Source organism: Christiangramia sp. 3-2217-3z (assembly GCF_051195275.1).
Classification (GTDB): Bacteria; Bacteroidota; Bacteroidia; order Flavobacteriales; family Flavobacteriaceae; genus Christiangramia; species Christiangramia marina.
The window spans coordinates 475,956-499,445 of record NZ_JBNJLI010000001.1 but is presented as its reverse complement, the minus strand read 5'-3'; the positions used below and the strand labels follow the sequence as shown (position 1 = coordinate 499,445).

Genomic DNA, 23,490 nt, shown 5'->3' with positions numbered 1-23,490 from the left:
CTAATCAGTGATTTTGATTTTAAATTCAGGCATTACATATTTCCCTTCCCTGTCATTATAGGTGATGTCCCAGGTTCTAATATCCACCCAGCCTCCGGGTTCGAAAAAATATACTTTGAAGTTGGATTCTTCAGGAGCGAATACTCCTTTATAAACTGGTCCATAACGCTTGTTTCTATAATCTTCAGCTACAAGTTCATTATTAATGTAATAGTCTTTGACTTCGAAATATTCATTCTCCGTGATGAATATATGCTCAAGACCTACGTAAAAACCTTCTTCAGGAATCTGAATTTTCTGGTCAAGCAATTCGACATTAACCTTATTTTTACCTACTGGTTTGGTGACAACGATGTCCTGGGTGATATCTTTCCCGGGAAGTCCGTTTTCGTCTACATTATACAAATGAATACGGAATTTCGGATTCAAGCCTTTTTGTTCTTCCGTAGCATAAAAATAAACCGTGATTTCTTTCAAAAAAGCGGCTCCCTCAAACTTATCAGGTTTCGGGTAATAACGCGCTATGGTGGAAGGATAAAGCGCTGCGTTCATATTTCCTATCCCAACGGCTTCAAAGCGCCAATCAGGCCTGTAAGTAAACGATCTATTATGTCTAATTGGTGTAATCATTACCTCGCCCAAACCTTCGGTAAGTGCATTCATGGGTACTAACCTCTGTTTTTCCAAATCAGAGATTTTCAGTAATTCCGGCTCATAACCAACATGGGTAAATATGAGCACTTCTCTTTTCAGGCTGTCTGCAACATTAAATGCAAACATACCCTGTTCATCTGTGCTGGTGCCAAGCCTGTAATCCTGAAACATGATATGAGCGTATGGCAAGGCCCTATTAGTAGCTCTATCGATTACTCTTCCAGTTATCCTGGAATTTTGAGCTACACTAAAAGCGGTAGTAAAGAAAAGGATTAAGAGAAAAACGGAGGCTTTCAATCAGGATAGTTTGGTGTTTAGTTTTCTCAATTTAATGGCAGTAAGTACTTTCTTGGTGTAAAGTGGGAAATCTGCATTTTGCATCCAGCCAAAATATCCAGGTTCATCCTCAAGCACCTGTTCTACCTGCTTTCCGCGATACTTACCAAAAGAAAACACTTCTCTTCCCTTTTTATCAAAACTTATGAATCCGGCGAAATCTGCAAATTTCTTTCGAGAACTAAAGTCTGCCAGCCATTTCATATCGTTTTCAAGATCATTGTATCGATCCAGTTGTGATTTTAAAACTTCGTAAGTCGCTTCGGTATCTGCTTCTGCTCCATGTGCACCTTCAAGTTCTTTTCCACAGTAAAACTGGTAAGCCGCAGATAATGTACGCTGTTCTTTTTTATGAAAGATCGTTTGAACATCTACGGCAACGACATTCTTCATCTCGAAATCAATTCCCGCACGAAGCAATTCCTCAGCGAGTAATGGAATATCGAATCTATTGGAGTTATAGCCGGCAAGATCACAGCCTTTGATAAGATCATGAACTTTCGTTGCCAGTTGTTGGAAGGTTGGCTCATTCGCTACCTTTTCATTATCAATGCCATGAATTGCGATCACCTCTTTAGGAATTTCACACTCGGGATTTACCAGCCAGGTATAGCTTTCTTTATTACCGTTTGGGTAGACTTTGAGCACTGCCATTTCCACAATACGGTCTTTGGAAATATTGGTTCCCGTAGTTTCAAGGTCAAAAAAGCAAATAGGTCTGGTAAGTTTAAGCTCCATGAGAAATGATTTATTTGTAGCAAATATACTATAATTATGAGCCGCAATTAAATTCAGCAAGAGGTTTCGAGACGCAAAAAATCTATACAAATGCAAGGGATTAGAACGAAATCGAGGAGTTTGTTTTTGAAAATACCTTTTATATATTTGAACCTTTACAAGTCTCAATACATTTTGAAATACATCTCCTATATAAGCCAGCAATCGCATATACTTAAAGATGCAGATATGGAAACATTACTCAACAGTAGCAGAAAAAATAATGCTGCGAGTGATGTTACTGGATTACTAATTTCATATCAGGGACTTTTCATCCAATATATAGAAGGAGAAGCCTCAACAGTAGACAATCTCTTTCAAAGAATTAAAAAGGACCCGAGACACCATTCAATTGTAGAAATTTCTTCCGATTTCCTAGAGTACCGCCAATTTGGAAACTGGTCTATAGCTTTTCGCAAACTTAGTAGTAAAAAGGCGGAAGCAATCTTAGGTCACAGAGACTTGGACAAAAATGCCATTATAGAAAGTGATAAAATGGAAGGCAAACATCCTGCTTTAAAATTGCTCGATTCTTTTTTAAACAATCTTCAGTAAAAAAAAAGCTGCGAAGTTTATCTTCACAGCTTTCTATAGTTATTTTAATCCTAGACAGCTAGATCTCGCGATCCTTGTCAAATCCTTCCAGGTATTGAGCCACACGCTGTACGAACTGTCCACCAAGGGCGCCGTTCACCACACGGTGATCATAACTGTGAGAAAGGATCATTTTATATCGTATTCCAATAAAATCACCATCAGGAGTTTCGATCACCGCTGGCATTTTACGAATTGCACCGAGAGCAAGAATACCTACTTGTGGCTGATTGATAATAGGAGTTCCCATGATACTTCCAAAAGTCCCCACGTTGGTTACCGTATAAGTACCTCCCTGGATATCGTCCGGTTTTAATTTATTTTGTCTTGCGCGATTAGCCAGGTCATTCACCGCCTTGGCCATCCCAACAAGATTAAGCCTGTCTGCATTTTTGATCACTGGAACGATCAAATTACCATCTGGAAGTGCCGCAGCCATCCCAAGGTTAATATTTTTCTTCTTGATTATTTTAGAAGCATCTTCATTTACCGAAATATTCACCAACGGGAAATCACGAATTGCTTTCGCCACAGCTTCCATAAAGATTGGAGTAAAAGTTAGCTTCTCTCCTTCTTTCTTCTGAAATTCATTTTTGTGTTTATTTCTCCAGTTCCAGATATTTGTAACATCTACTTCAATAAATGACTGTACATGCGCAGATTTCTGAACGCTGTCCACCATATGATGTGCGATCATTTTACCCATTCTACTCATCTCGATGATCTCATCTTCCCCGCTAACTACGGGTTCCAGCTGACTGGATACTTTCTTATCCAGACCTTTAGATTCGACAGCTTTTGGGGCTGACTCCGCCGCTACAGTATTTCCGACTTTTTTTCTGTTCTCTACGTACTCTAAGATATCATTTTTAGTTACTCGCGAATCTTTTCCCGTTCCGTTTATAGAATCAAGTTCAGAAAGTGAAATCCCTTCTTCCTTCGCAATATTTTTTACTAGTGGAGAATAGAATTTATCAGAATCTGAATAATCTTTGCTAGTTTCTGCGGAAGCAGTTTCTTTGGCGGTTTCAACAGATTTAGAAACTTCGGCTGCTTCAGCAGGAGCTGCTTCTTCCTCCTGTTCTTCTGAAGAAAAATCTTCATCACCATCGGTTTCAATAATAGCGATCACCTGACCTACTTTTACCACATCATCTGCCTCGAAAAGTTTTTCCACAAGGGTTCCGTCAACTTCTGAAGGGACTTCACTATCAACTTTGTCTGTAGCGATCTCAAGTACCGGCTCATCCATTTCAATAGTATCTCCAACTTCCTTAAGCCAGCTTGTTATGGTTGCTTCTGCAACACTTTCACCCATTTTAGGTAACTTCAATTCAAATTTTGCCATATCGTTAAATCAGATGCGATTTTTTATTATTCAGGTTGCGAATTTAATCAAATTAACACTTATTAAATATTAAAAAATCAATAAAATTGGATTATACTGATATTCTTTCAAACAAGTGCCCTTGTCAAACTCTCGCTAAAATTACAATTTCAACTACGCAATTGAAAAAGTTTCGGATAATTTTAGCTACTTAATATAATTAGTTTCTAGGCCAGTTCTAGCTTTTAAGGCTGTTTTCAAACGGAATTCTATTCGTAATACTTCTTCCTAAGGTCACCTCATCTGCATATTCCAGTTCATCTCCTACAGAAATTCCTCTGGCGATCGTAGAGGTTTTGATTCCGGTACCTTCCAGTTGTTTGAAAATATAGAAGTTCGTTGTATCGCCTTCCAGTGTGCTGCTCAAGGCAAATATGATCTCCTCGATCTTCCCTTCTCTAACCTTTTCAATCAAAGCTTTAATCGTTAACTGTGAAGGTCCAACCCCATCCATAGGACTTATCTTTCCTCCAAGCACATGATAATGCCCCCGATACTGCCCGGTATTTTCAATGGCCATCACGTCGCGAATATCTTCGACCACACATACAATTTCTGAAACACGATTTGGATTTGCACAAATCTCACAAAGCTCGGTATCGCTAATATTGAAGCAATTACTACAAAGCTTTATCTTCTCGCGAAGATCGAGCAGGGATTTTGAAAGCCTGGAGGTCTGCTCCTCCGGTTGCTTCAGTAAGTGAAGCACCAGTCTTAACGCTGTTCGCTTTCCTATTCCCGGCAACTGAGACATTTCGTCTACTGCCTGCTCCAGTAATTTTGATGAAAAATCCATACGCGAATTTATGATTTTTTTGTTGCATGAAATTAGCTTCAGCTTAATTTGTAAATTGCCCGCTTTAAAGAAAAATTATGCAGCCATACCAGGTACTAATTCTAATCGCCGCCTATTTTGCAGTACTTATTCTTATTTCCTACTTCACTGGAAGAGGAGGCAGTAATGCTGAATTTTTCAAAGCGAATAAACAGGCTCCCTGGTATCTGGTAGCTTTCGGAATGATTGGCGCCTCACTGAGTGGGATCACCTTTATTTCTATCCCCGGCACGGTTGAGACTGACTCCTTTAGTTACTTCCAGGTCGTACTTGGATACACAGTTGGATACGCAGTGATCGGGCAGGTTTTACTTCCACTCTATTATAAGCTTAATCTTACCTCCATATATACTTATCTAGATACCCGATTTGGGAATGCTTCGTATAAAACAGGTGCTTCTTTTTTTCTGTTAAGCCGTGTTGTTGGTGCAAGTTTCAGACTATTCCTGGTGGCAAATGTGCTACAGCTTATCGTATTTGATGCGTTAGGTGTTCCATACTATATTACGGTTTCTATCACCATACTGCTCATCTGGCTGTATACCTTTAAAAGCGGAATAAAGACCATCGTCTGGACAGATACCCTGCAAACATTCTTTATGCTGCTTGCGTTGGGGATCACCATCTATTTTATTTCTGAAGATCTCGGGTTCTCTGTAGCAAATCTCATGAATTATTTAGCTGAAAGTGAGCATTCCCAGATCTTCTTCTTCGATGATTGGAAGAGCAAAGATCACTTTGTAAAACAGTTCCTTTCAGGAGCATTCATCGCTATCGTTATGACCGGTTTGGATCAGGATATGATGCAAAAAAACCTTACCTGTAGAAGCCTGAAGGATGCCCAGAAAAATATGTTCTGGTTTACCATCGTTCTTGTTTTCGTAAACTTCTTATTTCTGGCATTGGGAGTTCTCTTAACCGACTATGCCGATTTGAATGGTATTACCGAAACTAAAGATGAATTATTTCCTGCCATTGCCGCCAGCGGTAATCTAGGTTTTGCCGTGGCAGTTTTCTTTATTCTGGGACTTATTGCTGCCGCTTATTCCAGTGCAGACAGCGCTCTTACAAGTTTGACAACCTCTTTCAGTATCGATATCCTTGATATTGAAAAAAAATATGATGAGAAGAAACAGATCAGGATCAGAAAGCAAATTCATATTGCGATTTCCGTTCTTTTAATTCTGGTAATGCTGGTCTTTAAATATGCGATCGCAGATAAAAGTGTGATCAACAAATTGTTTCAGTTTGCTGGGTACACCTACGGGCCCTTGCTTGGTTTGTATGCCTTTGGACTTTTTACGAAGTGGCAGGTAAAAGATAAACTAGTGCCGATAATTGCGATTCTTGCTCCGGTACTTTCTTATATCATCAGCGTAAACAGTCTTGCCTGGCTTGGATTCGAATTTGGATTCTTTATCCTGATTCTGAATGGTTTTCTAACTTTCTTAGGATTAATATTGCTGAGAAGAAAGTAGTACCAGCGTACAGGCATTTTCGAAGTAGATATTATTCTTCCGAAGCAAGGTGTAAAGCTCAGGGTTTTCAGTTCCAGGGTTGAAGATCACTCTCTTTGGATTCAGCGAAATGATATAATCGTAATATTGTTCCTGCCTTTTCGCATTAAGATATAAGGTAATGGTATCTATATCTTCAAAATCTTCCATTTCTGTATGGATCTTTACACCATCCACCGTCCCCTCTCTAAGACCAATTGCCACAGTGGGTTGTTTAAATCTTACAAGCGCATTAATAGCAAGATGGGAATATCTATTGGGTTTCAAGGAAGCACCCATAACCAGTGTTTTCTTCTTCATAATGGTAAAGTAAATAAATTTTACTGTAACAATCTCCAGATAGATCAGTCATTAAATTGAGGACCGGCCCTTTGTGGTATCATCGAATTAATTATGATGGTTAGTGTTAATGACTATGATATCACAAACCTGCGTTCATCTTATTGATGAGCGCAGGTTATTTTTAAAAAATTGTAACAAGATAATTTTTTGGTCGTCTTATAGGTAGTATCATCACATTTTGCAATCTATGGCTTCATCTATTATGTATTGCAAGGTAATATGTTATAATTAATCATCTAATCAATTAAAAAATGAAACAGTTTATTCTATGCTTATTTTTAGGCTTTTTATCAATTGCAAATGCTAAAACCGATCCCAATGGAAATGTTTCCGGAACCATCATGGATGCTGAACTCCAGGAAGCGATCCCTTATGCCACGATCATCATCAATAATACGGAAGGTGAACTTGTTACCGGTATTACTTCAGCTGAAGACGGCAGCTTTATTGTAGAAAATCTGAAGGCCGGAACCTATGAATTAAAGGTGCAATTTATAGGCTACAAGACCTTCCGTAGAGACATTGTAATCGAACAGCGAAGAACCAATATTGAAATTGGGACTCTTTACCTGGAACCCGATGTGGCTATGCTCGATGAAACTCTTGTGGTTGCTGAAAGGACTACCATCGAACAGCGAGTGGATCGCAAAGTGATCAATATCGGGAAAGATCTTATGACAACCGGCGCCAGTGCTTCAGAAATTATGGTAAATATACCATCTGTGAATGTAGACCAGGATGGAAATATTTCTCTTCGTGGGAATTCCAATGTACGAATTCTGGTGGACGGCAAGCCTACCAACATGGATCCTGCACAACTTCTAAAGCAAATTCCTTCCACCTCCATTAAAAGTATAGAGCTTATAACAAATCCTTCAGCAAAATACAATCCCGAAGGAATGAGTGGAATTATTAATATTGTGCTGCATAAAAATGCGAGTGATGGCTTTAACGGTAATCTAAATACCGGCCTTACCTACGGTGAAAACCTGAGATTTAATGGTTCGCTCGACATGAATTATCGTAAGGGGAAATTCAATTTCTTCGGAAACCTGGGAAGCAACTTTGGCGATCGCGAAAACGGCGGAACTATATTTCTTCCCGAATCTCAAAGTCTACAGGAGTTTAAAGTTGAAAACCGAAATAATTCCTATTTATACAAAATTGGTGTTGACTTCTACCTAGATGACAATAATACCTTCAGTATATATACCAATCAGAACCTTTATGATGGCGGGCCGATTGGCGCTCTGAGTTTTACAGATTTTGAGGAGGCTTCACGAAACTTTCGCCAGTTTCTGGATGTAAATTACGATAACGGTAATGCCAGCTATAACTTTCTTTTTGATCACGATTTTGAAAAAGATGGTCATGAAATTCAGTTCGAAGCAGATTTCAATGATTATAACGGAGATGAAGTTGCAGATATTGATTTCGCGGAAAATGAACTTCAGTTAATTCCTTATATCGATCGGGTATTTGAAGACCGTAGAAATTTTATTTCCAATATCGACTATACCAATCCATTAAATGATGTTTCCCGGCTGGAACTTGGTGCAGAAGCCAGGTTACTAAAAACTGAAAATGATTATAATACTACCAATCCGCAATTTACCAATGGCGACTATATCTATGATCGTGATATCCTGAGTTTATATTCGACTTTCGGTCAGAATTTTGAAAAATGGAGCTATCAGGTTGGTGCCAGGCTGGAGAGCTACCAGGTGACAGCAAATTTCCAGGGTGAACGAGTCTATGAAGATGACTATCTTACGATCTACCCTACAGGCTTCCTGAACTTTACTCCAGATGATAAAAATACTTACAATTTAAGTTATAGCAGGAGAGTTGACAGACCAGGTTTCAGCCAGATCAACCCGATTCGGGAAGTGTCGTCTCCAAGACTTATCGTTGCCGGAAATCCTGAGCTGGATCCACAATTCACCAATTCATTCGAGTTTAATTATACTCGAAAATTTGAACGCAAGGGAAGCCTAAGCGCAGGTGTTTTCTTCCGAAGAACCGTAGATGAAATTAATCAAATTTTCACAGAGTTGGATAATGAACCTGGCTCGCTGTTTCTAACATTTCAGAATTCTGGAGATGCAGATATGTATGGCTTAGAATTCTCAAGCAACTACAAATTCACAAAATGGTGGAGTACCAACTCCGGTTTTGAGATTTATGAACAAACCTTTAGCGGACTGGTAGGTGCTGAATTTACTGAAATAGATAATACTGCCTTTACTTTTAGAACCAGTCATAACTTTAAAGCCACAGAGGCTCTTTCTTTTTCTGCATTTGGTTTTTACAGAAGCAAAATGAAATCACTCCAATACGACATTGATCATATGTATTTTATAAATCTTGGAGCACGGTACAGCTTCCTCGAGGATAACCGCGCAACTGTAAGTCTTAATTTTAATGATGTTTTTGACACTCAGGAATTCAATATCCTGGCCGGAAGACCTTTTGATCAGGTTGGACGATTTAAAGGAGAAACTCAAACCGTGTACCTTGGAGTTTCTTATAGATTTGGCGGTGGAAAGAACCGTAGTCTCCAGCGTAAGGACCGGGATAAGGATAATGACGGTGGCGGAATGTTTTAATTTTGTTTTAGCCCAAATAAAAAAGCCTGAAGGATTTCTTCAGGCTTATTCTATTTATTCGAATGTACTAGGCTTTTACCGCATACATTTTCTCTCGTTGTTCTTTGATAGTTTTGTCGTTCATATATTCATCAAAACTTAGATACCTGTCAATAACTCCGCCAGGAGTTAATTCGATCACACGGTTTGCAAGCGTTTGCGCAAATTCATGATCGTGTGTTGTAAACATCACCGTACCTTTAAAGTTCTTAAGCGAGTTATTAAAAGCAGTAATAGATTCCAGGTCAAGGTGGTTGGTAGGCTCATCAAGCATAAGAACGTTTGCTCTTATCATCATCATCCTACTTAGCATACATCTTACTTTTTCTCCTCCAGAAAGAACTTTACAGGTTTTCAGGGCTTCTTCACCACTAAACAACATCTTTCCAAGGAATCCACGAATGTAAACCTCTTCCCGCTCTTCTTCTGTTTTCACCCATTGCCTTAACCAGTCTACCAATGTTAGATCTGACTCAAAATACTCTGAGTTATCTGCTGGCAAATAACTTTGAGAAGTGGTCACACCCCATTGAAATTTCCCTGCAACAGCATCCTGTTTGCCGTTGATGATCTCATAGAAAGCTGAAGTGGCTCTGGAGTCTTTAGAGTACACTACCACTTTATCTCCTTTGGCAAGGTTGATATTAATATTTTTGAAAAGAGTTTCTCCTTCAAGACTAGCTTCCAAACCTTCAATATTCAGGATTTGATCTCCAGCTTCACGCTCTCGTTCGAAAATGATAGCAGGATATCTTCTACTGGAAGGTTTGATCTCATCGATATTAAGCTTGTCGATCATTTTCTTTCTGGAAGTCGCCTGCTTACTCTTCGCCACGTTGGCAGAAAATCGCTGAATAAACTCCTGAAGTTCCTTTTTCTTTTCTTCAGATTTTTTATTCTGCTGTGCTCTCTGTCTTGCAGCAAGTTGAGAAGACTCATACCAGAATGTATAGTTTCCTGAAAAGTGATTGATTTTTCCGAAGTCAATATCTGAAATATGCGTACAAACGGAATCAAGGAAGTGACGGTCGTGAGAAACCACGATCACCGTATTGTCATAATTTGCAAGAAAGTTTTCCAACCATGTGATCGTTTCATAATCCAGGTCGTTTGTCGGCTCATCCATGATCAACACATCAGGACTTCCAAAAAGTGCCTGCGCTAAAAGCACACGTACCTTTTGTGTCCCATCAAGATCTTTCATTTGTGCATAATGCATCTCTGTCTTGATCCCAAGATTTGATAGCATGGAAGCCGCATTACTTTCAGCATTCCATCCATCCATTTCTTCAAAAGAAACCTGTAATTCACCAATTCTATCTGCATTTTCATCAGAATAATCGGCATATAAAGCATCCATTTCAGTTTTTACTGCAAAAAGAGGCTTGTTACCTCGCATTACTGTTTCCAGCACCGGGTAATCATCGTATACGTTGTGATTTTGTTCCAGAACAGACATTCTCTTTCCTGGTTCAAGATGAACATGACCGGAAGTAGGTTCAGATTTACCAGATAATATCTTTAAGAAAGTAGATTTACCGGCACCGTTGGCACCAATGATTCCGTAGCAGTTTCCCTGGGTGAATGTAGTATTCACCTCGTCAAACAAAACTCTTTTTCCAAACTGTACAGAAAGGTTTGATACTGAAAGCATAAACTATAAAAATTAATTTTTTGCAAAAGTAGCTATTATGATGCTTACTAAGAAAGATTAACGTTTTAAAAATACGTTTTAACGCACACTTAACACCGCTCCGCAGGTGCACCGAATATATTTGTTAAAAATGAAGTGACCGAAAAGCTTCATACCAATACCCATAATGAAATACTGTTATTTTCTTTCGCTTTGTTGCGCACTCATTTTCAGTGGATGTACAGGCGATTCCAAGGAGGATGGTACGATCTACCTAGGAGGCCAGATTAACAATCCGGAAACTGATTTTGTAGTGATCTCAAAAGAGAATGAGATCATTGATACCTTATTCCTGGATGCGAAGAACCAGTTTGGAAAGAACTACCCTAAACTGGAAGCTGGAATTTACACTTTTAACCACCCGCCTGAAAGCCAGATCATGTATATGGAGCCTGGCGACAGTGTTCTTATCTACCTGAATACACTTTCCTTTGATGAGTCTTTGAATTTTAGCGGTGCCGGCGCTGAAAAAAGCAATTTTCTTCTAGACATGTTTCTTAAAAATGAGCAGAATAATGACCTTATTCTTACTTATTATAAGATAGCTCCTTCAGAATTTGCACGAATCACAGACTCAATAAGACAACAACGAATCGATAAGCTGGAGACTCTTTCTGAAGACAGGGAATTTTCCGAAGATTTTCTAGAGATCGCTCACGCGAGTATAGATTATGAATATTTTGATCTAAGAGAACGATACACGTTTCTTATTAATAAATACCGCAAAGATTTTAGGGATCAGATTCCAGAAGATTTTAATAATTACCGTAAGGAGATAGATTTCAATAATCGCGAACTTCAGGACTATTACGTGTATACAAATTTTATTGATGATTACCTGAGATCCAAAGCGATCGAATACTGCACCAGATCGCATAATGAGCATAAAGATTGCTATAATATCAATTCCTATAAGAATATTGAAAGAAGAATGATCTTGATTGATTCACTTTCTAATATTGAATCGCTGAAAAATGAATTTTTAGACAGACTTGCTACGCTGGCGATCGTTAATGCTGAAAAAGTTAGCAGAATAGATTCCATATTACAGTTGTTAAAAGATATCGAATACACGCATATAGACGAAGCTCGTGACCTTGCTGAAATTCAAAAAGTTTATTTAAATGGTCAATCTCTTGCTGATCTTTGGGCTATGAACACTTCAGGAAAAGAGTTAGAATATGGTGAAATTATCAACAGACCAACGGTCACCTATGCATGGTCTCTTTATGCTCCTGCGCATCATCGCTGGCAACATAATATTATTAGTTCGCTAAGAGATAAGTATCCGCAAGTGGACTTTATAGGTGTCAATGTAGACATTAACGAGCGTGAAGAATGGCTTAGGACATTGGAGACTTTCGGATACGATAAATCGTTTGAATATCAGATAGCGCGGAGACAGATTACCAAAGATTCCTACCGTAGATATCTAAATAAACTATTCTTCCTGAATAAAGATGCTATCATTGTTAAAGGCGATATTCAGTTTGGCAATACCGATTTTGAAGAGGAATTAGAAAAATTTATTGCCAAATAAAAAAGGCCACCTCACGGTAGCCTTTTGTAAGGTTTTATTTAGTCTTACTTATTTCCCTTGTTATAATCTGCAAGAAATTTCTCAAGACCAATGTCGGTTAAAGGATGCTTTAATAAACCTTCAATAGAAGAAATTGGTCCAGTCATAACGTCTGCTCCAATTTTCGCACATTCTAGTACATGCATTGTATGTCTAACTGAAGCTGCCAGGATCTGTGTTTCAAATCCATAATTATCATATATAAGTCTGATGTCTGCAATAAGGTTCAACCCATCTGTTGAGATATCATCAAGTCTTCCAATAAAAGGTGAAACGTAGGTAGCTCCAGCTTTTGCAGCTAAAAGTGCCTGCCCAGCTGAAAATACTAGCGTACAATTTGTCTTAATTCCCTGGTCACTAAAGTATTTCAATGCTTTTACACCTTCTTTGATCATTGGAATCTTAACCACGATTTGGTCGTGTAGTTTTGCCAACTCCTCACCTTCCCTGATTATTCCACCAAGATCGGTTGAAATTACTTCTGCACTTACATCACCATCTACTAGCTCACAAATCTTTTTGTAATGCTCGATAATATTGTCCTTCCCGGTAATGCCTTCCTTAGCCATAAGCGAAGGATTGGTAGTTACACCATCCAGCACACCTAAAGCCTGCGCTTCTTTGATTTGATCCAGATTCGCTGTATCAATAAAAAATTTCATAGTTGTATAGAATTAATTGTGTTGTTTAATTTTTAAAAGCTCCTCAAAATTACAATTTATAATGCTTCATAAGCATTTTCTCGTAAAGTTTGTCTGGCAGTAACGCCTTTAGCATGATAGACATTTTTTGCAACATTTCTCCTACCCGATAGTGCACTTTTGGTTCTGGATCCTTAATGATTTTTAAGATAGCCTTTGCCATTAGTTCCGGATCCTGCCCTGCACTAACATGTTGATTCATAAGATCCAGTGTTTCGCCATATACTTTCTTATAAGGTGAAGTTGGTAAAACGGGAGCATGGTATCTTCCAGAAGCGATATTAGTAGCAAAATCACCAGGAGCTACATTGGTCATTGTAATTCCGAACTGAGCGATTTCCATACGGTAAGCTTCAGCAGTAATTTCCAGAGCACCTTTAGATGCAGAATATATTCCACGATATGGTAAGCCCATATAACCAGCAATACTGGTGACATTAATGATAAGTCCAGATTTACGATCACGCATATAAGGCAACACGTTTTTAATCATTCTAAGCGGACCGTAGTAATTGGTCTCAAAAGCCTTCTTGATCTCTTCTTCCGGAGTTTCTTCTAAAGGGCCGGTAATACCGACTCCTGCATTATTAATCAAAATATCCAACCTACCTTCTCTGGCGATAATATCTTCAACAGCCAGCTTAATAGTATCTTCCCTGGCTACGTCTAACTGTAAAAATGTAAAGAGTTCACCCGCAGACTTCTGAGGCGTACGTGAGGTTCCATAAACTTTAAAATGGTGCCGACTAAGATAATTTGCTATCGACTTACCAATTCCTGAGGAAGCGCCGGTGATAAGTACGATTTTTTCTGAAGAATTCCCCTTTTTCATACCGCAAAAATATGCAATAAATTTTAGGACTTTGTAGAAACAAAAAATGGCAAGCGACCCACATCACACCGCTACGACCGCCTACCCTTGCTGCGTTCCCGCCCTGGGGGATTCAGCAGGAGCTGGTTGTGTGGGACTTGCCGGTGCAAATATACAATCTTTGTAACTTTTCGCAAGCTTTTTTTATCCTGAATTGGTTAATTTAGCTCAGTATTCAAGCCTATTTTGACATGAAAAAATTTAACTTCCTGTTACTCTTTATTTTAAGCATATTTATTTTTTCCTGCGGAAGCAATAACGGAAATAAGAAATCTGACTTTTCTCTGAATATTTCTGAAAAGAAGAAGGAATTCAGCCAGAACGAAATTCTGAAAGCTAGTATATCTAGTAAGGAAAACAAGAATTTTGATTCGGTCGCTTATTTTATAGGTACAATGCGTCTTGCATCTGGCAACACTTCAGATCTGTCCATTGAACTAAACTCAGTTTTACTGGGAAACCAGGAACTCATTGCAGTAGTATATTATGATTCCACAAAGGATACTCTTCAGAAGTCGATAAGAATAATGAGTGCAAAAGCTCCAAAAGTTTATACCTACGAGATAGTTAATACGTATCCACATCAAACTGATGCATACACACAGGGACTTGAGTTTCATAACGATACTCTTTACGAAAGCATTGGACAATACGGCAAATCAAAATTGCGCAAAACCGAATTGGAAACTGGCCAAGTGTACAAAGAGATAAGCCTGGAGGATGAATATTTCGCTGAAGGAATCACAATTTTAGACGACCGTTTATTACTATTAACCTGGCAAGAAGGTCAGGGATTTATCTATGATCCAAACACTTTTGAAAGGCAAGGCACATTTGCGTACAATTCCAGTAAGGAAGGATGGGGTTTATGTAACAACGAGGAGAAAATATATAAAAGTGATGGGTCTGAGAAGATCTGGATCCTTGATCCTGAAACTTTGGCTGAAAAAAGCTTTATACAGCCAACTACCAATACTGCTATTAAATCAAAATTTAATGAGCTGGAATGGGTGGATGGACTTATCTACGCAAACACTTATCAATTTCCCAGTGTTGCGATGATCAATCCTGAAAATGGCACCATTGAAGGAATTATCAATTTTAAAGGACTACAGGATAAACTGGGTAACAAAGATTCTTTAGATCCAAATAATGATGTTCTTAACGGGATCGCCTACAATGCTGCGACTGGAAAACTGTATGTTACCGGTAAAAAATGGGACACACTATTTGAAGTAAAAATCATGGAGAAATAATGTCTGTAAACTCCGAAGTATATAAAAAATACCTTACTGTTTCAGAAGATGATCTGGACGATCAGCAGCATGTCAACAATGTGCGTTATGTGCAATGGATACAGGATGTAGCACAGGAGCACTGGGAAACCAGAGCTTCCGAAGAGCAGAAAGTAAGCTTTGCATGGGTTGTGGTAAGACATGAGATCGATTACAAAATGGAAGCTCTTCTAAATGATGAAATCCTGCTAGAGACAAGGATTATCGATACTACGCATGTGACATCAGTGCGGGAAGTGGCGATTAAGAATAATAATTCCGGGAAACTGCTGGCGAAGGCTAAAACTACCTGGTGCCTGCTAGATCAAAAAACAAAGAAACCGCAGCGCATTTCTGATGAGCTCAAGGAGATATTCCAGTAAACACTGAGAAAAGGTTAATTTTCTTTTCATTTGACTTTCAAACTTCTTAAACTTTGTCTAATCTTTTCTGTTTATTAATAAACATCTCTATGTTGCTGAAAAATAATATTTTGAGATCGTCAAAATAATATTACAGGTAATCGTTGGACTTGGAATTCTTAATGTCTGGTTACTTCGATTTAATAGTAAAACCAGCTACAGAGGGGGTAACGCCGGTAATTTGAAGGAAGAATTTCAAGCTTATGGCCTGCCCGAAATAATGGTTTACATTGTAGGCTTTATTAAAGTAGCTCTGGCCATTGCCCTACTCGCCGGAATCTGGTTGGAATACCTGGTAGATCCTGCAGCGATCGGGCTAACTGTTATGATGCTGGGGGCAATCATCATGCACCTTAAGATAAGTGATCCTTTCTGTAAAAATATACCTTCGATCATTGTACTGCTTATGTGATTCGCTATATATTTTCTATAAATTAAAAAGCCATTCTTTCGAATGGCTTTTATTATCTAAATCCAAAAGGTCTTACATTTTAAATAATGGAAGATCTTTCATCATTGTATTCACTTCGCTTTTAACTTTAACCAATTCTTCATCACTCTCAATATTAGTGATGACTCTATCGATAAACTCAACGATTTTTAGCATATCCTGCTCTACAAGACCACGTGTGGTCACTGCCGGAGTTCCAATTCGAATTCCTGAGGTTACGAATGGTGATTTATCATCGAAAGGCACCATGTTCTTATTCACGGTAATATCTGCTTTACTAAGCGCTTCTTCTGCTTCCTTGCCACTTACGCCTTTATTTCTAAGATCGATAAGCATCATATGATTATCTGTCCCTCCAGAAATTACCTGGTAACCCTTATCCACGAAAGCTTTAGCCAGCTCTTTTGCATTTTTCTTTACCTGCACTGTATAATGAAGAAATTCATCTGTAAGAGCTTCTCCAAAAGCGATCGCTTTTGCAGCAATGATATGCTCTAAAGGCCCACCCTGATTTCCGGGAAAGATCCCCGAATTTAGTAAAGCCGACATTTTCTTTAGATTTCCATTTTTAAGCTTCTCTCCAAAAGGATTGTCGAAATCCTTCCCCATCATGATGATTCCACCACGGGGACCACGAAGCGTCTTATGTGTAGTAGAAGTCACAATATGACAATGCTCTATAGGATCTGAGATCAAACCTTTGGCAATTAATCCTGCCGGGTGCGCGATATCAGCAAGTAGAATTGCGTCAACACCATCAGCTATTTCCCTGAATCTCTTATAATCTATTTCACGACTGTAAGCAGATGCTCCGGCAATGATCATTTTTGGCTTCTCTTTCTTTGCAATTTCAGCAACTGCGTCATAATCGATCAACCCGGTTTCCTTATCAACCCCGTAAAATACAGGATCATATAATTTTCCGGAGAAATTAACCGGAGAACCATGCGTTAAATGCCCACCATGTGAAAGGTCAAAACCAAGAAACTTATCTCCTGGTTTTAAACAGGTATGGAATACTGCTGTATTTGCCTGGGAACCAGAATGCGGTTGTACGTTAGCATATTCAGCATTGAACAATTCTTTTAATCTGTCGATAGCAAGTTGCTCTACCTGATCTACGATTTCACAGCCGCCATAATATCTTTTACGTGGATAGCCTTCAGCATACTTATTTGTAAGTACAGATCCTGCTGCTTCCAACACGGCGTCACTTACAAAATTTTCACTCGCAATTAGTTCCAAACCATTCAACTGGCGATCCTTTTCCTTCGCAATTAAATCAAATATCTGGGTGTCTTTTTGCATCACAAATTTTTAAGTTAAATATTCGGTAAAAGTAAGAAATACATTCGGTTAATTACAGGAAAATAATATATTTGAGACAACTAGATTTTAACAAAAAACCAACATTTTTTATGTCAATTACCGCTAATGATCCAAATAGAAAAACCTGGTTGGATATTCCTGGCGATACCGATTTCCCTATTCAAAATATTCCGTTTGGAGTGTTCCTTACTCGTGATGATATCATTACCATTGGAACCAGAATTGGTGATTACGCTATAGACCTTGGTGCTCTGCATCAACTGGGATATTTTGAAGGTATACCGTTGACAGACGATATATTCCTGCAAGATACTCTAAACGATTTTATTTCTGACGGAAAAAAAACCTGGAGACTGGTTAGAAACCGAATTGCTGATATTTTCGACGCTGATAATGCTAAGCTGAAGGATAACCAGGACCACAGAAATACTGTTCTATTCACACTGGATGAAATTGAAATGCAAATGCCTGTACAGGTAGGTGATTATACCGATTTCTACAGCTCTAAAGAACATGCTACCAATATTGGTACAATGTTCCGTGATCCAGACAATGCATTGCTTCCAAACTGGCTGCATATTCCCGTTGGATATCATGGAAGAAGTTCTTCTATTATTCCTTCGGAAATTCCTGTACATAGACCACAGGGCCAAACAAAACCAGCAGATTCAGACGAACCTGTATTTGGTCCATCACAACGAGTGGACTTCGAATTGGAAATGGCTTTTATTACAACAGATGCAAATCACCTGGGAGAACCAATTCCTGTGGATGAAGCTGAAGAATATATCTTTGGGATGGTACTATTCAACGACTGGAGCGCCAGAGACATCCAGAAGTGGGAATATGTTCCACTAGGACCTTTTCTTGCTAAGAACTTTGCATCTTCCATTTCACCATGGATCGTTACCATGGACGCTTTGGAGCCATTTAGGACTGCAAGCCCGGAACCTGAAAAAGAATTATTATCATATTTAAAATACTCCGGAGAAAAGAGTTTCGATATTAATCTTGAAGTTTCCCTGCAACCTGAAGGTGGCGAGGAGAATTCTCTGTCAAAATCAAACTTTAAGTATTTATACTGGAATATGAGTCAGCAACTGGCGCATCACACCGTAAATGGATGCCCCGTGAATTCCGGTGATATGATGGCTTCCGGAACTATTTCTGGAGCTTCTGAAGATTCTTTCGGCTCTATGCTGGAACTTTCCTGGAGTGGTAGTAAACCTATCAAACTAAAAGATGGTTCAGAACGTAAATTTGTAGAAGATCATGATACAGTGATCATGCGAGGATATTGCCAGAACGAAACCTCCAGAATTGGTTTTGGCGAAGTTCGCAGTAAACTATTGCCGGTTTACGAACCAAAGAAAAAATAGGATAAAGTTTTATATCATAAGAAAAGCCCGAAGAATTATCTTCGGGCTTTTTAATTTTAAAGCAACTCGCTACTAAGCCAGTTCTTTTAATTTATCTGCTGATATTGCCTGGTGAGAAGAATGATGTACAACTTCCCTGTTCTTTAATACCACCATTTGAGGACTCTCATGTCTAACAGAAAATTTATCTGCGATTCCATTAGAAATATCCCGGTGAGCTTTCAAGTCAAGAAAATAAAGATCCACAGAGTCATTTAATTGTTGCTCATAGTCTGCTTCAAAGTTCTTTAATACCATCCTGCTAATCCCGCAAGTTGTAGAATGCTTGAAAATAGCAACCGTTTTACCTTCTGATAGTTTTTCTAACTCATCCAGTTGAGAGATTTCAGTAAGAGGATTCCATGGTACCTTGTTTTTTTTCTTTTCAGAAGTACCTTTTTCTCCGCCAAATACTTTATCGAATAATCCCATAATCTTCTTTTTTACAAAAGTAAATCTATCTAAATTTAATAAAATCAAATTCAGGTTAATTTTACTTCAGTAAAACTGCCTTTTTGTCGCTTATAATTACAATTAAGCTGCCTTAATGTCTGTTTTTGAATTTGGTATATTGATTGACCTACTCTGAAAAACATTTACGATGAACTTTAATAATTTTACTATAAAATCACAAGAGGCTATCCAGCAAGCTCAGCAGCTTGCTCAGGAAATGGGCCACCAACAGATAGAAAATGAGCACATTTTTAAAGCGATTACTATGGTCGACGAAAATGTGACTCCTTTTTTACTGAAAAAATTAAATATTAATATTTCTCTTTTCGGGCAGATACTGGATAAGAGTCTGGAGAGCTTTCCGAAGGTAAGTGGCGGAGACATCATGCTATCCAGGGATGCTGGAAAGACTGTGAATGAAGCTACCAGCATTGCTAAGAAAATGGAAGATGAATATGTCTCTATTGAGCATTTGATCCTTGCTATCTTGAAATCTTCCAGCAAAGTTGCTCAAATGCTGAAAGACCAGGGAGCGACCGAGAAAGGCTTGAAAGCTGCAATCGCTGAACTAAGACAGGGCGACAAAGTAACCTCTCAAAGTGCTGAGGAAACCTATCAATCTTTAGATAAGTACGCACGAAACCTCAATAAGCTTGCTGAAGAAGGAAAGCTGGATCCTGTGATTGGTCGGGACGAGGAAATTCGTAGAATTCTACAGATCCTATCTCGAAGAACAAAGAACAATCCAATGCTGGTTGGGGAACCTGGAACTGGAAAAACAGCGATAGCAGAAGGACTTGCGCATAGAATCGTAGATGGTGATGTCCCAGAAAACCTAAAAAACAAACTCATTTACTCCCTTGATATGGGAGCCCTTATTGCTGGTGCAAAGTACAAGGGGGAATTTGAGGAACGACTTAAAGCGGTTATAAAAGAAGTGACTTCCAGCGATGGTAACATAGTGTTATTCATTGATGAAATTCATACGCTTGTTGGTGCCGGTGGTGGTCAGGGCGCCATGGATGCTGCCAACATTCTTAAACCGGCTCTTGCTAGAGGTGAGTTGAGAGCCATTGGTGCTACTACACTTGATGAATACCAGAAATACTTCGAGAAAGACAAAGCGCTGGAACGAAGATTTCAAAAGGTATACGTAGAAGAGCCGGATATTGAAAGTGCGATTTCCATATTACGTGGGATCAAGGAAAAATACGAGACACATCATAAAGTACGAATCAAGGATGAAGCGATCATCGCTGCAGTAGAATTATCACAGCGTTATATCACGAACAGATTCCTTCCAGACAAGGCTATCGACCTGATGGATGAAGCTGCTTCTAAATTACGTATGGAGATCAACTCCAAGCCGGAAGAACTTGATGTGCTGGATAGAAAGATCATGCAGCTGGAGATCGAGATCGAGGCAATTAAGCGTGAGAAAGATGAAGTAAAACTCAAAACGCTACGAGCAGATCTCGCGAATCTTAAAGAAGAAAGAAATGATCTTCACGCCAGATGGATGAGCGAGAAAGATATAGTGGACAATATTCAAACACTAAAATCTGATATCGAAAATTTCAAGCTGGAAGCTGAAAAAGCTGAGCGCGAAGGTGATTACGGTAAAGTAGCTGAGATTCGCTACGGAAAGATCAAGGAAGCGCAGGAGAAGCTCGAAAAGCTACAACAGAACGTTGCCGAGAATCAGAATGAAAAATCATTAATCCAGGAAGAAGTTTCCAATGAAGATATCGCGGAAGTAGTTGCCAAATGGACCGGTATACCGGTGACTAAAATGCTTCAGAGCGATCGTGAGAAATTGCTCAAATTAGAAGATGATCTGCACAAACGTGTGGTTGGACAGGATGAAGCGATCATCGCCGTTAGTGATGCAGTTCGTCGTAGTCGTGCCGGACTTCAGGATCAAAATAGACCCATTGGATCATTCCTGTTCCTGGGAACAACCGGAGTTGGGAAAACAGAGCTAGCCAAGGCGCTTGCAGAATATTTGTTCGACGACGAATCTGCGATGACCAGAATCGATATGAGTGAATACCAGGAAAGACACTCGGTTAGTAGATTAGTTGGGGCACCTCCTGGATATGTAGGATATGATGAAGGTGGCCAGCTTACTGAAGCGGTGCGAAGAAAACCATATTCTGTAGTCTTACTTGATGAGATCGAAAAAGCTCATCCGGATACTTTTAACATTCTACTTCAGGTTCTGGATGAAGGTAGACTTACAGACAACAAAGGTCGTGTAGCAGATTTCAAGAACACCATTATTGTGATGACATCCAATATGGGAAGCCAGATCATCCAAGAGAGATTTGAAGCGATCAAGGATGTGGATGCAGCCATGGAATCTGCGAAAGTGGATGTACTTGGATTACTGAAGCAAACGGTAAGACCGGAATTTTTGAACAGGATCGACGATATAGTAATGTTTAGTCCGCTTACTCGAAAAGACATCAGGCAAATTGTGGGCTTGCAATTGAAGGGTGTTAAGAAAATGCTCGCGAAACAGCATATAGTGCTGGATGCTACAGATGAAGCACTTGATTATCTTGCTGCGAAAGGTTTCGATCCACAATTTGGAGCCAGACCCGTGAAAAGAGTAGTACAAAGAGAAGTGCTAAACAAGCTCTCCAAGGAAATCCTGTCTGGCAGTATTAGCACAGACAGTATCATTCTTCTGGATGAATTCAATGAAGAACTGGTATTTAGAAATCAGGAAGAACTTTCAGAAAATTGATCATAAAAAAAGGCGGTAGAAATACCGCCCTTTTTTCAACTACTCAATCTACCACTTATCAATTTCATTTTTCAATTCTTCCTTAGTCTTTCCAGTCTTTTCCTGCATACGACCTAACATCTCATCAAATTTTCCTTCAGCATGAGTGGTATCATCATCGGTTAGATCTCCATACTTTTGTTTGAATTGTCCTTTGATCTGTTTCCATTTTCCTTCTCTTTGATCTTCATTCATAACTATTGATTTTGGTTAATATATAAATGTATTCATAGCATAGGCCTAAGCGTCCCAAGGAAGTCCTATTTTTGTCTTAAGGATTTGTTATTTTTGATTTCTTCAAAACTCGCTATGAAACTTCGATTACTTTCACTCTTTTTAATTTTTATTTTTAGCAGCTGCGCCGTCACTTCCAGAATAGAGAATGATCATGTTAGCCTGAATTACCTGGATGAATTTGTAATAGATGAAAACCTGGAATTTGAAAATACAAAGATTGGTGGACTCTCGGGAATAGACTACGCAAGCGGAAAATTTTACCTGGTCAGCGATCAGTCTTCCAATCCAAGAATTTACCAGGCCGTTATCAAAATAGCCGACTCCAGAATCCAAAATATTGAAATCAATGATCTTATAGAGATTACCAGGCCTGAAGAATATTCAAAAGTTGTATTGGATCTAGAAGGTGTACGTTACGATTCCAATAATAACGGCTTTCTCGTAGTTAGCGAAGGTTTGATCTCAGATAGACGAGATCCCGGAATTTATGAAACAAATACTCAAGGGGAAATACTCAGCTCTTATAGTATCCCAGAATATTTTGGATCTAAAAACGAGCAAAAACCGCGTAACAACGGAGTTTTTGAAGGAATCACTAAGAGTGTTGATGGAGCTGGAGTTTGGGTTGCTACAGAATTACCATTAGAAAAAGACTCTTCCAAACCAAAGATCTTTCCTTCACGTTCCCACTCCAGGATCACCAGATTTGATACTGAAACCGGAAATCCGGTTTCTCAATTTGTCTATCCACTTGAAGGAATCGCGAAGCTGCCCATTAATTATTTTGCGCTGAACGGAATCACAGAGATCCTTGAATATGCACAAGATCGATTTCTGGTCATGGAACGCTCCTACTCTGCCGGTTACGGTTCCCACGGGAACACGGTGAAGATCTTTGATGTAGATGCAAGCAAAGCTACCAATACCTTAAACGAGAATTTGCTTCGAAAGGCAAAGTATCAAACGGCAAAAAAGAAGCTAATTTTCAACTTTAAATCTGTCAATGATCAGCTAACCGATGGGATCGTTGATAATATCGAAGGAATGTGCTTTGGACCGGAACTGGAAAACGGAAACCGCAGCTTGATCCTGGTTGCCGACAATAATTTCAACTCTTTTGTTAGGCAGTTAAATCAATTTATTCTCATGGAAATAAATATTTCAGAGTAATTTACGATCCT

The 23,490-nt window shown here is 39.0% G+C and carries 21 protein-coding genes and 1 other RNA gene; 10 read left to right on the top strand and 12 right to left on the bottom strand.

Going from position 1 to position 23,490, the window contains the following annotated elements:
- Window positions 1-951, bottom strand: coding sequence for a carboxypeptidase-like regulatory domain-containing protein (locus tag ACSHZO_RS02410; protein ID WP_298246483.1), 951 nt, complete (start codon window positions 949-951; stop codon window positions 1-3).
- Window positions 952-1,728, bottom strand: coding sequence for a 3'-5' exonuclease (locus ACSHZO_RS02405; protein ID WP_295178789.1), 777 nt, complete (start codon window positions 1,726-1,728; stop codon window positions 952-954).
- A 90-nt stretch (window positions 1,729-1,818) separates the two neighbouring features.
- Between ACSHZO_RS02405 and ACSHZO_RS02400 the strand changes: the two genes are divergently transcribed.
- Window positions 1,819-2,322 (top strand): BLUF domain-containing protein, encoded by a 504-nt coding sequence (locus tag ACSHZO_RS02400; RefSeq protein ID WP_298246482.1) that lies wholly within the window; start codon window positions 1,819-1,821, stop codon window positions 2,320-2,322.
- Between the two features lie 58 nt (window positions 2,323-2,380).
- Here ACSHZO_RS02400 and ACSHZO_RS02395 read toward each other — a convergent pair whose 3' ends face one another.
- On the bottom strand, window positions 2,381-3,709 hold the full coding sequence (locus tag ACSHZO_RS02395) for a dihydrolipoamide acetyltransferase family protein (protein ID WP_298246481.1): 1,329 nt from the start codon (window positions 3,707-3,709) through the stop codon (window positions 2,381-2,383).
- Between the two features lie 217 nt (window positions 3,710-3,926).
- The gene (recR, locus tag ACSHZO_RS02390) at window positions 3,927-4,544 is read right to left on the bottom strand and encodes a recombination mediator RecR (RefSeq protein WP_298246480.1); all 618 of its coding nucleotides are present in this window, start codon (window positions 4,542-4,544) and stop codon (window positions 3,927-3,929) included.
- 77 nt (window positions 4,545-4,621) lie between these two features.
- Here recR and ACSHZO_RS02385 point away from each other — a divergent pair, with 77 nt between their 5' ends.
- Window positions 4,622-6,061, top strand: coding sequence for a sodium:solute symporter (locus ACSHZO_RS02385; RefSeq protein ID WP_298246479.1), 1,440 nt, complete (start codon window positions 4,622-4,624; stop codon window positions 6,059-6,061).
- On the opposite strand, the gene ACSHZO_RS02380 is transcribed toward ACSHZO_RS02385, so the two are convergent.
- On the bottom strand, window positions 6,038-6,400 hold the full coding sequence (locus ACSHZO_RS02380; protein WP_298246478.1) for a CoA-binding protein: 363 nt from the start codon (window positions 6,398-6,400) through the stop codon (window positions 6,038-6,040). The genes ACSHZO_RS02385 and ACSHZO_RS02380 overlap by 24 nt on opposite strands.
- A 293-nt stretch (window positions 6,401-6,693) precedes the next feature.
- Here ACSHZO_RS02380 and ACSHZO_RS02375 point away from each other — a divergent pair, with 293 nt between their 5' ends.
- A complete protein-coding gene (locus tag ACSHZO_RS02375; protein WP_298246477.1) occupies window positions 6,694-9,051 on the top strand; it encodes a TonB-dependent receptor domain-containing protein in 2,358 nt (785 codons plus the stop codon).
- Window positions 9,052-9,118: 67 nt separating this feature from the next.
- Here the strand turns inward: ACSHZO_RS02375 and ACSHZO_RS02370 are convergent, their stop codons facing one another.
- Window positions 9,119-10,744 carry an ABC-F family ATP-binding cassette domain-containing protein gene (locus tag ACSHZO_RS02370; protein ID WP_295178803.1) on the bottom strand — a complete coding sequence of 542 codons (1,626 nt, stop codon included), beginning with the start codon at window positions 10,742-10,744 and terminating at the stop codon, window positions 9,119-9,121.
- 166 nt (window positions 10,745-10,910) lie between these two features.
- Between ACSHZO_RS02370 and ACSHZO_RS02365 the strand changes: the two genes are divergently transcribed.
- Entirely contained in the window at window positions 10,911-12,323 is a 1,413-nt protein-coding gene (locus ACSHZO_RS02365; protein ID WP_298246476.1) for a hypothetical protein, read from the top strand.
- A 44-nt stretch (window positions 12,324-12,367) separates the two neighbouring features.
- Here ACSHZO_RS02365 and fsa read toward each other — a convergent pair whose 3' ends face one another.
- From fsa to ffs, 3 genes are all read right to left on the bottom strand, one after another.
- Entirely contained in the window at window positions 12,368-13,024 is a 657-nt protein-coding gene (gene fsa, locus ACSHZO_RS02360; protein ID WP_298246475.1) for a fructose-6-phosphate aldolase, read from the bottom strand.
- A 49-nt stretch (window positions 13,025-13,073) separates the two neighbouring features.
- Window positions 13,074-13,895, bottom strand: coding sequence for an SDR family oxidoreductase (locus ACSHZO_RS02355; RefSeq protein WP_298246474.1), 822 nt, complete (start codon window positions 13,893-13,895; stop codon window positions 13,074-13,076).
- 44 nt (window positions 13,896-13,939) lie between these two features.
- An RNA gene (ffs, locus tag ACSHZO_RS02350) (signal recognition particle sRNA small type) lies at window positions 13,940-14,038 on the bottom strand.
- An 87-nt stretch (window positions 14,039-14,125) separates the two neighbouring features.
- On the opposite strand from ffs, the gene ACSHZO_RS02345 reads away from it, so the two are divergent.
- The 3 genes from ACSHZO_RS02345 to ACSHZO_RS02335 all read left to right on the top strand — a co-directional run bounded on the left by ACSHZO_RS02345 (window position 14,126) and on the right by ACSHZO_RS02335 (window position 16,042).
- The gene (locus ACSHZO_RS02345) at window positions 14,126-15,190 is read left to right on the top strand and encodes a glutaminyl-peptide cyclotransferase (RefSeq protein WP_298246473.1); all 1,065 of its coding nucleotides are present in this window, start codon (window positions 14,126-14,128) and stop codon (window positions 15,188-15,190) included.
- Window positions 15,190-15,591: an acyl-CoA thioesterase gene (locus tag ACSHZO_RS02340; RefSeq protein WP_298246472.1), complete on the top strand. Its 402-nt coding sequence runs from the start codon at window positions 15,190-15,192 to the stop codon at window positions 15,589-15,591. The genes ACSHZO_RS02345 and ACSHZO_RS02340 overlap by 1 nt, the downstream gene beginning before the upstream one ends.
- A gap of 220 nt (window positions 15,592-15,811) precedes the next feature.
- A complete protein-coding gene (locus ACSHZO_RS02335) occupies window positions 15,812-16,042 on the top strand; it encodes a DoxX family protein (protein ID WP_298246471.1) in 231 nt (76 codons plus the stop codon).
- A gap of 72 nt (window positions 16,043-16,114) precedes the next feature.
- On the opposite strand, the gene glyA is transcribed toward ACSHZO_RS02335, so the two are convergent.
- Window positions 16,115-17,389, bottom strand: a complete 1,275-nt coding sequence (gene glyA / locus ACSHZO_RS02330; protein WP_298246470.1) for a serine hydroxymethyltransferase — start codon at window positions 17,387-17,389, stop codon at window positions 16,115-16,117.
- A gap of 110 nt (window positions 17,390-17,499) precedes the next feature.
- On the opposite strand from glyA, the gene fahA reads away from it, so the two are divergent.
- The gene (gene fahA, locus ACSHZO_RS02325; RefSeq protein ID WP_298246469.1) at window positions 17,500-18,789 is read left to right on the top strand and encodes a fumarylacetoacetase; all 1,290 of its coding nucleotides are present in this window, start codon (window positions 17,500-17,502) and stop codon (window positions 18,787-18,789) included.
- A 72-nt stretch (window positions 18,790-18,861) separates the two neighbouring features.
- On the opposite strand, the gene ytxJ is transcribed toward fahA, so the two are convergent.
- On the bottom strand, window positions 18,862-19,260 hold the full coding sequence (gene ytxJ / locus ACSHZO_RS02320) for a bacillithiol system redox-active protein YtxJ (protein ID WP_298246468.1): 399 nt from the start codon (window positions 19,258-19,260) through the stop codon (window positions 18,862-18,864).
- A gap of 169 nt (window positions 19,261-19,429) precedes the next feature.
- Between ytxJ and clpB the strand changes: the two genes are divergently transcribed.
- Complete coding sequence (gene clpB / locus ACSHZO_RS02315) at window positions 19,430-22,033, top strand: ATP-dependent chaperone ClpB (RefSeq protein ID WP_298246467.1); 2,604 nt, start codon at window positions 19,430-19,432, stop codon at window positions 22,031-22,033.
- Between the two features lie 48 nt (window positions 22,034-22,081).
- On the opposite strand, the gene ACSHZO_RS02310 is transcribed toward clpB, so the two are convergent.
- A complete protein-coding gene (locus ACSHZO_RS02310; RefSeq protein ID WP_295179629.1) occupies window positions 22,082-22,267 on the bottom strand; it encodes a CsbD family protein in 186 nt (61 codons plus the stop codon).
- Between the two features lie 114 nt (window positions 22,268-22,381).
- Here ACSHZO_RS02310 and ACSHZO_RS02305 point away from each other — a divergent pair, with 114 nt between their 5' ends.
- Complete coding sequence (locus tag ACSHZO_RS02305) at window positions 22,382-23,479, top strand: esterase-like activity of phytase family protein (RefSeq protein WP_298246466.1); 1,098 nt, start codon at window positions 22,382-22,384, stop codon at window positions 23,477-23,479.
- Window positions 23,480-23,490: the final 11 nt, after the last annotated feature.